Source organism: Rheinheimera fenheensis (assembly GCF_039871805.1).
Taxonomy (GTDB): Bacteria; Pseudomonadota; Gammaproteobacteria; order Enterobacterales; family Alteromonadaceae; genus Alishewanella; species Alishewanella fenheensis.
In genome coordinates this window covers 273,478-285,525 of record NZ_JBDPJM010000002.1, presented here as the reverse complement: position 1 = coordinate 285,525, position 12,048 = coordinate 273,478, and the positions used below count along the sequence as shown (strand labels likewise).

The following is a 12,048-nucleotide window of genomic DNA, read 5'->3' as shown; positions in this document are numbered from 1 at the left end:
AAAAGGATAGACAGGTGTTAAATCAAAACCCCGTTTGGCGCTACTTTCTGGTGCTTGGCATGTTATTGCTGGCACTGGTGTATGCGTTGCCAAACCTCTACCCGGAAGATCCGGCACTGAATATCAGTGCCAGCCGCGGTGGCACAGTTGAAGAAACCACCCGTGCTCAGCTGGAACAGCGCTTTATCGATGCCAATATTGCCGCAAAATCTGTGGTGTTGGAAAACGGCCAGGTATTGGCCCGCTTTAACAGCACTGAAGACCAGCTGCAAGCGCGTGAAATTGCTAACCAGCTGCTGGGCACCAACTTTATTACTGCACTGAATCTGGCGCCGGCAACACCAGATTGGTTAAGCGCTATTGGTGCTTCGCCGATGAAGCTGGGCCTGGACTTACGTGGCGGCGTACATTTTTTAATGGCCGTAGACATGAAAGCCGCGTTGGATAAAAACGTCAATGATATGGTGCAAACCTTCCGCGCGGATTTACGTGAAGACAAAATCCGTTACCGCAGTGTGCAGCCAGACTTAGCTAACAGCCGGGTCATGGTCAGTTTGCGCACTCTGGAAGACGTGGCTGCTGCCGAAGCCGCGCTAAAAGCGCGGGATCGTGAACTGGTGTTCAGCCAGGGCAGTGACGAGTTGACGCTGCTGGTCGGTATTAGCGAAATTCGCTTAAAAGAAATCCGAGAATATGCACTGGAGCAAAACATCACCATTATCCGTAACCGGGTAAACGAAATTGGTGTGGCTGAACCTCTGGTGCAGCGTCAGGGTGCCGATCGCATCGTGGTGCAGTTACCCGGTGTGCAGGATACTGCTCAGGCAAAAGAAATTTTGGGTGCAACAGCATCGTTAGAGTTTCGCTTGGTCGATGAAGAAGGCGACTTAGCCGCGGCGCTGGAAGGCCGTGTACCGCCTAACGCAGAGCTATACTACACCCGTGATGGCCGCCCGTTACTGCTGGAAAAACGCATTATGTTAACCGGGGAGCATATTACCGGCGCTAACTCGGCGTTTGATGAGTACAGCCGGCCACAGGTTAGCATTAAGCTGGATGCCAAAGGCGGTAACATGTTATCAGCCGCGACCCGTGATGCTATTGGCCGGCGCATGGCGTCGGTGTTTATTGAATATAAACCCGGCACCGAGATTGGCGCTGACGGCAACCCGATCCTGATTAAGCAGCAAGAAGTCATTAACGATGCCACCATTCAGGCGCGTTTAGGCCGTGATTTCCGCATTACCGGTATCGACTCGCCCGGCGAAGCACAAAACCTGGCCACTTTATTACGCGCAGGTGCCTTAATTGCGCCGATCCAGATTATTGAAGAGCGCACCATAGGCCCAAGCCTGGGTAAAGAAAACATTGATCTTGGCGTAACGGCGATTCAGTGGGGCATGGTCGCGGTGCTGGTGTTTATGGTGATCTACTACAAAGCTTTTGGCTTGGTGGCTAACCTGGCACTGGTGGCTAACCTGGTGCTGATTGTTGGCGTGATGTCGATGATCCCTGGCGCCACCCTAACTCTGCCGGGTATGGCGGGTATTGTATTAACGGTAGGTATGGCGGTAGACGCAAACGTACTGATATTTGAGCGTATCCGGGAAGAGCTCGCTGAAGGTCGCTCGGTACAGCAAGCGATTCATCAGGGCTACGACCGTGCTTTTGCTACCATCGCCGACTCGAACATCACTACCTTATTGGTGGCGCTGATTTTGTTTGGTATTGGTACCGGTCCGGTGAAAGGCTTTGCCGTAACACTGGCTATCGGTATCTTAACCTCTATCTTTACCGCGGTAGTGGGTACTCGCTTAGTCGTTAATTTAATTTGGGGTGGCCGCCGTTTGCAGTCACTGCCAATCTAAGGAGTACGGCATGAGAATATTTTACTTTAGCCAGCCGCTTGGTTTTATGAAACTAAAATGGCCTGCCGTAGTGTTATCAACACTGCTGATCCTGGGCTCTTTTGTGTCGTTTTTTACCAAAGGCATAAATTGGGGGCTGGATTTTACCGGCGGTACTGTGATCGAAGTGGGCTTTGTGCAGCCAGCTGATTTGCCTGCTGTGCGACAAACGCTAACCGCCGCCGGTTATGGCGATGCCGTGGTGCAGCTGTTTGGCACCAGCCGCGATGTGCTTATCCGTATTCCGCTGCGTACCGATATCGATCAGTCCAAGCTTGGCGACGAAGTCATTAAGGCGTTGAATGCCTCGCTGACAGAGCCGGTAACCATGCGCCGTATCGAGTTCGTTGGCCCAAGCGTGGGTCAGGAGCTAAAAGAAGACGGTGGCCTGGCCATGTTAGTGGCGCTGATTGGTATCTTGTTGTACGTCACCATGCGTTTTGAATGGCGACTGTCGGTGGGTGCTGTGTTGGCGTTATTTCATGATGTGACCTTAACCATGGGCTTATTCTCAGTGTTACAGCTGGAGTTTGACCTGACAGTACTGGCGGCGATATTGGCGCTAATAGGCTACTCGATAAACGACACCATAGTGGTGTTTGACCGCATTCGTGAGAGCTTTCGCAAATTGCGTGACACCAGCGTCGATGACACCATTAACGATGCTATTACTTCAACGCTAAACCGTACTGTGGTGACATCGTTAACGACAGTGTTGGTATTAGTGGTGCTGTTTTATATGGGCGGCGCCTTAATACACGGTTTTGCCACGGCATTGTTGTTTGGTATTGCTATTGGTACCTACTCGTCAGTTTATGTGGCAAGTTCGATTGCAGAAATTCTCGGCATTAGCCGTGAAGATATGCTGCCGCCGCCACCGGTGGAAAAAGAAGGTGAAAATACCGACGCCTTGCTGTAATTGCGTGGGTAAAGATGCTAAAAATGCCAGTCAATGACTGGCATTTTTTTTACGCTTTTTAAGGACACGTTTTATGAGCAAACAGCATGCCCCGGGTTTTCTGGCGCTGGTAGAGCAAGCCAAAGCCCAGATCAACGAAATTAGCATTGATGAGATGCTGCAGCATAACCAACCCTATGTGCTACTGGATATCCGCGAAGATCACGAATGGCTGGCTGGCCACTTGCCGGAGGCCATGCATTTAGGCAAAGGCATTATCGAGCGGGATATTGAGCAGACTGTGGCAGATAAAAAGCAGAAAATTGTGCTGTACTGCGGTGGAGGTTATCGTTCAGCACTGTCGGCGCAAACGCTGCAGCAAATGGGTTATCAAAATGTGTTTAGTTTAGTCGGAGGCTACCGTGAGTGGTGCGAGCGTAAGTTACCGGTAGAAGTGCCTAAACCTTAGACAGGTGATTTAGCAGGCGTGATGCGTCACGCCTGCTGCTATAGTCTGAACCCCCGATGCGCAGCCACAGAGTGTCTGAGCAAGCCAGGGATGGCTTGCGAGTTGCTGTGGCGAGCACAGCGGGTGTTGCAGACTATGAGGGAATTAACCAAAACCGATTTAGCGAGACAACGCTTCAGTTAAATGTGGCCGAATGCCTTTTAACATGCCGGCAAGCACTTTCGGGCTGGCTGCCACTATGTTACCGCTGCGCATCTGGTTGCTGCCGCCGGTAAAGTCAGACACTAAACCACCGGCTTCACGCACAATAAGCTCGCCGGCAGCAATATCCCAAGGCTTTAAGCCAATTTCAAAGAAACCATCAAAACGACCAGCGGCTACATAGGCTAAATCCAGTGCAGCAGAGCCGGTACGGCGAATATCAGCCGCATCAGCTAATAAGCTGGTTACCATAGCGGCATGGGCCGGTATATGGGTTTTGTTTTTAAACGGAAAGCCGGTGGCTAAGATTGTGCCGCCCATATCTGGCAGGTTAGTCACACGAATACGGGTACCGTTTAACTGGGCGCCGCGGCCGCGAGAAGCCGTAAATAGCTCGCCGCGCAGTGGATCAAAGATTACTGCCTGGTCTAATTTACCCTGATGTTTTAACGCGATAGACACCGCAAAGTGCGGAATGCCTTTAATAAAGTTGGTGGTGCCGTCCAGCGGATCAATAATCCATTGAAATTCGCTGTCGTTATTGCCGTAATCGCCATGCTCTTCGCCGACAATACCGTGTGTCGGGAACGATTTTTTTAACACCTGAACAATGGCTTGTTCAGCTTCTTTGTCGACGTTGGTAACAAAGTCGTTGGTGCCTTTTTGCAGTTTCTGAACCATGTCCAGCTGGCCACAGGCGCGCGCGATCACGTTACCGGCGCTGCGGGCAGCGCGAACCGCGATGTTTAACATCGGATGCATAGCAATTACCTTATTTTGAAAAGAGCTGTGTAAATTTCGGACAAAAGAGCGGCGCGTATTGTAACGGCTACAGCCAAAAAGTAAAGGTAAAACCAACCGGGGCCGGCGATTTTGTCAGCTGTTCATGTTCTGTTACAAGCCAGTGCAACTGTAAGGTTAGTTTTAGTATAAAATCAGGTTAATTATTCAGAGGCAATTCAGTTTGCCGGTACTAGCTTGACAGCAGGCTAGCGGTATCTTCACTTTTGATAAAGGACTTAACATGAAAAGCTTATTTGTTAGCGCGCTTGTGATCACCACCCTAAGCTTAAGCGGCTGTGGTGCCTTACACACGGCAGTAGCCAAGCGCAATCTGGATGTGCAAACTAAAATGAGCAGCTCTATTTTTCTCGATCCGGTAGAGCCAGAGCAGCGCACCGTATTTGTCGACATTCGTAACACCTCAGATAAACCGGAGTTTGATCTTAAACCTCAGGTGATTCAGAGCCTACAGGCCCGTGGTTATCAGGTGATAGATAGCCCGAAACGGGCGCATTACTGGCTACAGGCCAATGTGCTGCAGGTGGGGCGCAGCAATGCCCGCGACACTAATGGTGCACTGGCAGCCGGCCCTGGTATAGCAGGTGGTGCAGTAACCGGTTATGCACTGCACCGTGCTACTGGCGGCAGTTCAGGCGGTGGCGGCGCTATAGGGGCGGCCGTTGGCGGTGCCATTGTCGGTACTGTGGTCGATGCGATGGTTGAAGATGTGTATTACAGCGTTATCACCGACATTCAAATTATGGAGCGCTTTGACGGCGTGGTCAGTGAAAGCTCGCAGCATCAGCTTATTCAGGGCGATAGCGGCAGCACGACTTCAAGTTACCAGCGTGACAGCAACATGCGCAAGTACCAAACCCGCATTGTCAGCTTTGCCAACCAGGCTAATTTAAAGTGGCCTGAAGCAGAGCCAGAATTAACCCAGGGTATGGTGCGGGCGCTGGCAGGCCTGTTCTAAATGCAACGCTGGCTGTTACTTGTTGTTATGCTGCTGTTAGGTGGCTGCACCGCGGTACACACGTCGGTGGCGAAACGTAATCTGGACGTGCAAACCCGCATGAGCCAGACGGTTTATCTCGACCCGGTAGAGCCGGAGCAGCGCACTATTTACCTGGATATCCGCAACACCACGTCAGAATATCAGCTGCCGCTGGCCGACGATGTGCGCAGTTTTATGCTAAGCCGAGGCTATCAGCTGGTGAACTCGCCAATACAGGCGCAGTATTGGCTACAGGTAAATGTGCGTACGGTATTAAAAGAGCGGCCTGATAAAGTGCTGGCCGACGAGTATGGCATGACACCGCAGGAAGTCAGTGAGCTGTTACACCCCGGCATGGCCCCACCGCCAGAGCCGGAAACGCCGGAGCAGCGCGCCGAGCGTTATAGCCGTAACACAGCGGTGTTTGTAGATACGTCAATTGGTACCCATGTCGATGGTAAAGATATTGCCCGCGCTTTAGTGGTGTTGGCAGCCTTTGCTGGCGCCGAGTACATCGGTAACCAGCTGGTGCAGGACAAGTACTACACCATGCTTACCGATATTCAAATTGCCGAACGTATTTCGCCAGACAGCGAGCAAAAAGTGCAGGAATACAGTGAGCACCAGTTACGGCAGGGCGACAGCGGCGCTTTTGAGCAGCTATGGCAGCGCGATACCGATATGCGCAAATACCAGGTACGGGTAGTCAGTTTTGCCAACAAAGCCAACCTGAACTGGCAAGACGCCGAGCAGCCACTGCATCAGGGCTTATTGCGTTCTCTGGCCGGTATTTTTTAACCGGCCGCCGCGTGTGTATTCACTTTAATTACGTCACTTAGCGCCCGCACATCCATACCACTGGGGTGTTGATATACCCGCAGGCCAAATTCTGGCAATATCGCCAGCAAGTGGTCAAAAATATCCGATTGAATACTCTCGTACTTCAGCCAGGCGGTGGTATTGGTAAAGCAGTACAGTTCCAGCGGCAAGCCGTCGGCGGTAGCAGGTAGCTGCCGGGCCATCAACGTCATTTGCTGGTGAATACCCGGGTGGCTTTGTAAATAGCGCTCAACATAAGCGCGGAAGGTACCAATATTGGTAATACGGCGGGTGTTCACCGGCTCTTTGCCTTCTTCTGCCAACTGGGTATTCCAGTCATCAATTTCCTGCTGTTTACTGGCTAGATAGTCTTTTAGCAACTTAAACCGCCCCAGGCGCTTTTTTTGCTCGGCATCTAAAAAGTGTACGCTTTGTTGGTCTAGTAAAATGCAGCGCTTAATACGCCGGCCGCCAGACTCCTGCATACCGCGCCAGTTTTTAAACGGATCTGTCATAAAACGGCGGGTAGGGATGGTGGTAATGGTTTTATCCCAGTTCTGAATTTTTACCGTATGCAGGGCAATGTCGATCACATCGCCATCGGCGTTAAGCTGCGGCATTTCAACCCAATCACCTACGCGTAATACGTCGTTGGACGAGATCTGCACACTGGCCACCAGCGATAAAATGGTGTCCTGAAATATCAGCATCAGCACCGCGGCCATCGCACCCAAACCGGAGAGCAGAATAAGCGGTGAGCGGTCAAACAGCGCTGCGATAATCAGGATCAGCGTCACCGCGTAAATAACGATCTTCAGTACCTGGATATAGCCTTTGATCGGCCGTATTTTCGCATCAGGCCGCTGTTCATAAATGGAATTGACGAGATCCAGCAGGTTACTCAGTGCCAATGCAACAGTGAGCACCATAAAAGCATTACACACATTAACGATAATGGTCGCCACGGCTTCAGGCACACCGCTGATATAACCGATCCCGGTAGAAATAATCAGTGCCGGCACCACATTAGACAACCGCGAGACAAAATTGAATTTTTGCACTACATGTTGCTCGTTAATGGGCGTGGCGCGCAGCAGCTTAAAAATACCACCAATTAAAATGCGTTTTACCACAAAGTTACCCAGCCAGCTAAGCACCAGCAGCAAAGCCAGTTCAGTCGGTAGCTCAAGCTGTGGGTACTGCTTTAGCGTGTCCTGTAGCGGTTGTATCATTTCGTCCACAATATCCTCCATAATCAGCGGCACAGCCTGCCATAGCTTACCTTGATTGTGGCTGAATGTCGTTACAGCCGCTCATTCAGGCGTGTTTACCAGTATTGCTCCACCGTGATATTACCCGGCTCCCGCCGCAAGTTTTTCCGTAAGCCTAAGCTTTCCAGCATGGCTTTGGTGTCTTTAATCATATCCGGGTTGCCGCATAACATGACTTGCGAGCGCGTTGTTAACGGCTGCTGACACGCGCGTTGCAGCTCGCCGCTTTGTATCAGCTCGGGCAGGCGTTTATTCAGTGCGCCGCTGTGTGCCTCGCGGGTAACAATAGGCTGGTAATGCAGCTGGCCCGGATACTGATGCTGATATTGGTTAATCAGCTCTCGGTATACCAAGTCGCCAATAGTACGCACGCTGTGTACCAGTACGATATGGGCAAAGCGCTGCCACAGTTGATGTGTGCCCAGCATAGACAAATAAGGCCCAATGCCGGTGCCGCTGGCGATTAACCATAAATTGTCACCCTCTGGCACTTCATCCAGCACAAAAAAGCCTGACGCCGGCTGGCTAAGCTCTATGCTGTCGCCCATTTTTAGTTGCTGCAGTAGCGGTGATAACTTACCCTCTGCTACCGTACTGACTAAAAATTCCTGCTCGCTGCTGCCGGGGCTATTCACCAGCGAATAGGCGCGCTGCAGCCGACCCTCGGCGGTATTTAAGGCCAGCCGGACAAACTGACCGGCGGTAAAGCTAAAGGCGTCGGTTTTCACCTTTAAGCTAAATAAATTGGCATGCCAGTGATGATTGTCGGTTACGGTGCCGCTAAGCCATTGTGCCATAATCCTTTTCCTCTTAGTCTGTTGCTTTAAGCCTAGCAAACAAGCGCTGTTCTACCAGCTTAGGGCTAAACTAACGCCTCAGTGCATGTTATCTTGGGCAACAAAGCCAAAATTACAAGTTATTATGAGCAATACGTTTTTTCTTGCCGACTGGCAGGTAAACCCAAGCGACAATACCTTGCGCCAAGGCAAACAACTACAGCAGTTAGAGCCTAAGGCGATGGATGTGCTGCTGCTCCTGTGTCGTCATGCCGGCGAGGTATTAAGCAGCGATGACATTATCAGCCAATGCTGGCCCGGCATCGCTACCGGCGATAACCCGCTGCATAAAAGCTTAACCCAACTGCGTAAAGCGCTGGGCGACAGTGCCACCACGCCGGTTTATATTGAAACCATCCGCAAGCGTGGTTACCGCGTTATTGCCCAGGTACGCTATCCGCTGGGGCAGGAACAAAGCGTAAAACAGCAAAGCTGGCAGCAGGGCTCGCCGTTTCCCGGCCTTAAAGCTTACGATGCCAACTATGCCAGTGTGTTTTTTGGCCGTGGCGCACAAATAGATACACTGCTTAGCCGCATTGCGCAGCAAATTAAATTTGGCCGTGACTTTTGCTTACTGCTGGGTCCCAGTGGCAGCGGTAAATCGTCGCTGATCAATGCCGGCGTTATGCCCAACTTAATGCAGCCCGGCGGTTTTAACGGCGTAGAGGTAGTGTCGTTTACCAGCCTGGATTTAGCCGATGTGGCCAAAGGCCAGTTATTGCCCAGTCTGGCCAGCAGCTTGCTGGATTGGGAGTTTAATGATGCACCTGTATTTGCCGGCGACAGCGCCGCCAGCCTGGCACTGAAATTAGCGCAACCAGAGCCGCTACTGCAGCAGTGTAAAAGCTTACTCGGCAGCAAAGGGCAGCACAGCCGGCGTTTTGCCCTTTTTGTTGACCGCTTAGAAGTACTGTTATCGTCACCGCTGTTTAGCGAGCAAGAGCGTACCGGCTTTGTGGCATTACTGGAGCAATTGGCCTGCAGTGGCACTGTGCTGGTACTCAGTGCCTGCAGAAACGAGTTCTACCCCGATTTAGTCGACTACCCCAGCCTGATGGCAGGTAAAGCCAAAGGCGCGCATTTTGATTTGGCCGCCCCCGGCCGCGCCGACTTACTGCAAATGATCCGCTTACCGGCATTGGCCGCCGGGTTAAGCTTTGACATCGACCCCGACAGCGCCATGCCATTGGATGAGATCCTGGTGCAAGAAGCGGCCAGTAACCCCGATGCGCTGCCGATGCTGCAATACACCCTGCAGCAGCTGTATTTGCAGCGTAGCAGCGATAATAAACTGCTGCTAAGCGTGTATCAGGCACTGGGTGGTATTGAAGGTGCTATTGGCAAAAACGCTGAGCAGGCGATTAAAGGCTTAAGCAAAGCTGAGCAAGATTGCCTGCCAAAGGTGTTATCACTGCTGGTGACCTTGCGTGAAGATGAGCAAAGCATTACCAGCCGTAGTGCCCGTTTAGCCCAGCTCACCAGCAACGCCGAGCGCGCGCTGGTCAATACCATGATTGAGCAGCGGCTGTTTGTGTCTAACCTACAGCAGGGCGAGCCAAGCTTTAGCATAGCGCACGAAGCGTTGCTTCGGCGCTGGCCGCGTGCCACTGCCTGGATCAGCGAGCATTTTGACAGCTTAAGCGTGAAAAGCCGCCTGCTGCACTTAAGCCAGCGCTGGCGTAGCGAGCAGAAAAACAGTGCCTATTTACTCGCCGAGGGCAAGCCGCTGCAAGAGGCACTGTTGCTGCAGCAAAACCACCTGTTTCAGCTGGATAACGAAGAGGCCGAATTTATTCAGGCTTCCAATACCAGGGCGCGGCTAAAGCGCTGGACGCGCCGCGCTACAGTTAGCTTGCTTTGTCTGTTAACGCTCACCGCCATGACCATGGGGGTGCGCAGTTTTCAAGCCGAGCAGCAGGCACAGCAAAAGCGGCTGGCGGCAGAAAATCTGCTCGGTTTTATGGTGGGCGATTTTGCCGACAAACTGCGCAGTATCGGCCGCATGGACCTACTCGACGGTATCAGCAATAAAGCGTTGGAATACTTCACCGACTACAGCACTGACGACAGCAGTTTAAGCATCGAAGCACGCTTGCAACACGGCCAAACGCTGGAAGCGATGGGCGAGGTGGCTTACTCGCGCGGTAAAACTGACGAAGCGGTAGCGGCGCTGCAAGCAGCCCGTGTGCAGTTAGAGGCCGTACTGGCGCAGCAGCCAGATAACTTAGAGCTGTTAAAAACCCTCGGCGCTAACGCGTTTTGGCTGGGGCAGATACAGTACGACGCCAGTAACTGGCAGGCGGTGCAACCCGAGTTTGAGCGGTATTACGAGTACAGCGAGCGTATGTATGAACTGGCACCGGATAACCTCGATGCCATTATGGAGCTGTCCTACGCTACCAACTCGCTGGGCTCGCTGGCGATGCAGCGCCAACAGTTTGATAAAGCGCGGCAGAATTTTGAGGAGTCATTACGACTTAAGTTGTTGGCACAGAAACAGCAGCAGAATAATGAGCAGTTAATTGCCGATATTGCAGATACCCGCTCTTGGTTAGCAAGTGCGACGCTTGCTGATGGAGATTTGTCATCTGCTATTGCTATGCACCAACAATTACAGCTTGAGCTTGAAACGATAAAAGCCTCTGCGGAGCCTTATTTGCTTGATATTCTCACGAGTAGCTATCAACTACTCGCTGATTTGTTGGCTTATCAAGGTAAAACTGAAGACGCACTTTCAAAAACCCAGCAAAGCTACAGGGCCATAATGCGAGCATTGCAACAGGATCCAAACAATAGCGTGTGGAAACGCCGCGAACACTATCATTATTTTCAGCTATTTAAACTGGGTCGTTATAACAATAAGATAGAGGTAGAAGCTGAGCTTAAGAAATATCTGGAGGCGCTAAATCGCGATCGTGTAACGTTAACCAGTACCAACGCCAGTGAGATTGACGTCCGCCTTTGGTTAACTGCTGCTGCTCAATTGCAAAATGTCGGAGACTTTGAAAAGAGTCAACACTATGCCGATCTTGCTTTCGTTACAGCAAAAAAGCTTGCCGACACACACTCAAACAATATGACTTACGTGGGTTATTTGTCAGCTGGCCAGTTGTTACAAGCTCAAGCCTTGCTGGTGGCAGATCAACACGATACAGCGAATAATTATTGCTTGGCTGTTCAACGCCGGTTAGAAAGCCTAGTAGAGAACAACAAGGATGCCCGGTACATCATTCTTTTTGCACAAGCATTAGATTGTACGGAGATGCTGGATGATCAAGCCGACTTAGTAACACTGTTGCAGAATAATGGTATCGTCAACTATCGCTTTAACCCTCAACTATAAGGAAGTATGTTATGCCAACTACTCAAGCTGCCAGTTTAATTCAGGTTGTTGTCAATCTGGAAAACGGTGAACCGGTATTCAGTTATCAGACTACCAGCGGCCAACCGCTACCCAGCGGTGATATTACCGTTACCGAAGCCGGCACTATTACCTACCAATTAGTCGACAATACCGGTAAAGGTTTAAAGTTTGTTGGTGTTGGTTTTACCACACCTTTTGATGGCATTATTGATGCGATTACTGTGAGCAGTGATGGCCAGTTAGTGCAAATGCTGGATATGGACCGCAGTGCCGGTACCACTAAGTTTCAGTTTGTGCTGACGAATACTGCCAATACCTTGATGGTGCTTAGTCCGGATCCTCAAGTAAAGAATGAGCCCAAATAATTAGCCGATAAAGCCAGCCCCGCAAGGGGCTTTTTAGTCTTTATAAATCAATGCATTAAATCAGAAGATTACCGAAAGGTTTGCGCGTATATAAATAGCTAAAGTTGGCAGCAGTTAAATTAGCACTGCGGGAAAGCC

The 12,048-nt window shown here is 51.1% G+C and carries 10 protein-coding genes; 7 read left to right on the top strand and 3 right to left on the bottom strand.

What is annotated here, in order from left to right; all coding sequences use genetic code 11:
• The first annotated feature begins 14 nt into the window (after positions 1–14).
• The 3 genes from secD (at position 15) to ABGI61_RS04360 (ending at position 3,274) form a co-directional block, all read left to right on the top strand.
• On the top strand, positions 15–1,868 hold the full coding sequence (gene secD, locus ABGI61_RS04370; protein ID WP_347597443.1) for a protein translocase subunit SecD: 1,854 nt from the start codon (positions 15–17) through the stop codon (positions 1,866–1,868).
• Between the two features lie 10 nt (positions 1,869–1,878).
• Positions 1,879–2,826, top strand: a complete 948-nt coding sequence (secF, locus tag ABGI61_RS04365; protein WP_347597440.1) for a protein translocase subunit SecF — start codon at positions 1,879–1,881, stop codon at positions 2,824–2,826.
• Positions 2,827–2,899: 73 nt separating this feature from the next.
• Complete coding sequence (locus tag ABGI61_RS04360) at positions 2,900–3,274, top strand: rhodanese-like domain-containing protein (RefSeq protein ID WP_347597437.1); 375 nt, start codon at positions 2,900–2,902, stop codon at positions 3,272–3,274.
• 159 nt (positions 3,275–3,433) lie between these two features.
• On the opposite strand, the gene suhB is transcribed toward ABGI61_RS04360, so the two are convergent.
• Positions 3,434–4,237, bottom strand: coding sequence for an inositol-1-monophosphatase (gene suhB / locus ABGI61_RS04355; RefSeq protein WP_347597434.1), 804 nt, complete (start codon positions 4,235–4,237; stop codon positions 3,434–3,436).
• Positions 4,238–4,499: 262 nt separating this feature from the next.
• Between suhB and ABGI61_RS04350 the strand changes: the two genes are divergently transcribed.
• The gene (locus tag ABGI61_RS04350; protein ID WP_347597431.1) at positions 4,500–5,234 is read left to right on the top strand and encodes a complement resistance protein TraT; all 735 of its coding nucleotides are present in this window, start codon (positions 4,500–4,502) and stop codon (positions 5,232–5,234) included.
• Complete coding sequence (locus ABGI61_RS04345) at positions 5,235–6,053, top strand: complement resistance protein TraT (RefSeq protein WP_347597428.1); 819 nt, start codon at positions 5,235–5,237, stop codon at positions 6,051–6,053. It abuts the gene before it with no gap.
• On the opposite strand, the gene ABGI61_RS04340 is transcribed toward ABGI61_RS04345, so the two are convergent.
• A complete protein-coding gene (locus tag ABGI61_RS04340; RefSeq protein WP_347598069.1) occupies positions 6,050–7,306 on the bottom strand; it encodes a mechanosensitive ion channel family protein in 1,257 nt (418 codons plus the stop codon). The two genes, ABGI61_RS04345 and ABGI61_RS04340, sit on opposite strands and share 4 nt — an antisense overlap.
• 95 nt (positions 7,307–7,401) lie before the next feature.
• The gene (locus tag ABGI61_RS04335) at positions 7,402–8,142 is read right to left on the bottom strand and encodes a ferredoxin--NADP reductase (RefSeq protein ID WP_347597425.1); all 741 of its coding nucleotides are present in this window, start codon (positions 8,140–8,142) and stop codon (positions 7,402–7,404) included.
• A 124-nt stretch (positions 8,143–8,266) separates the two neighbouring features.
• Here ABGI61_RS04335 and ABGI61_RS04330 point away from each other — a divergent pair, with 124 nt between their 5' ends.
• A complete protein-coding gene (locus ABGI61_RS04330) occupies positions 8,267–11,524 on the top strand; it encodes an nSTAND1 domain-containing NTPase (protein WP_347597422.1) in 3,258 nt (1,085 codons plus the stop codon).
• A gap of 11 nt (positions 11,525–11,535) precedes the next feature.
• Positions 11,536–11,910, top strand: coding sequence for a DP-EP family protein (locus tag ABGI61_RS04325; protein ID WP_347597419.1), 375 nt, complete (start codon positions 11,536–11,538; stop codon positions 11,908–11,910).
• Positions 11,911–12,048: the final 138 nt, after the last annotated feature.

What these genes read in the sequence shown, in the direction of transcription:
- secF (WP_347597440.1), top strand. Translation starts at nt 1,879, where the DNA reads ATGAGAATATTTTACTTTAGCCAGCCGCTTGGTTTTATGAAACTAAAA.
- ABGI61_RS04360 (WP_347597437.1), top strand. Translation starts at nt 2,900, where the DNA reads ATGAGCAAACAGCATGCCCCGGGTTTTCTGGCGCTGGTAGAGCAAGCC.
- suhB (WP_347597434.1), bottom strand. Translation starts at nt 4,237, where the DNA reads ATGCATCCGATGTTAAACATCGCGGTTCGCGCTGCCCGCAGCGCCGGT.
- ABGI61_RS04350 (WP_347597431.1), top strand. Translation starts at nt 4,500, where the DNA reads ATGAAAAGCTTATTTGTTAGCGCGCTTGTGATCACCACCCTAAGCTTA.
- ABGI61_RS04345 (WP_347597428.1), top strand. Translation starts at nt 5,235, where the DNA reads ATGCAACGCTGGCTGTTACTTGTTGTTATGCTGCTGTTAGGTGGCTGC.
- ABGI61_RS04340 (WP_347598069.1), bottom strand. Translation starts at nt 7,306, where the DNA reads ATGATACAACCGCTACAGGACACGCTAAAGCAGTACCCACAGCTTGAG.
- ABGI61_RS04335 (WP_347597425.1), bottom strand. Translation starts at nt 8,142, where the DNA reads ATGGCACAATGGCTTAGCGGCACCGTAACCGACAATCATCACTGGCAT.
- ABGI61_RS04330 (WP_347597422.1), top strand. Translation starts at nt 8,267, where the DNA reads ATGAGCAATACGTTTTTTCTTGCCGACTGGCAGGTAAACCCAAGCGAC.
- ABGI61_RS04325 (WP_347597419.1), top strand. Translation starts at nt 11,536, where the DNA reads ATGCCAACTACTCAAGCTGCCAGTTTAATTCAGGTTGTTGTCAATCTG.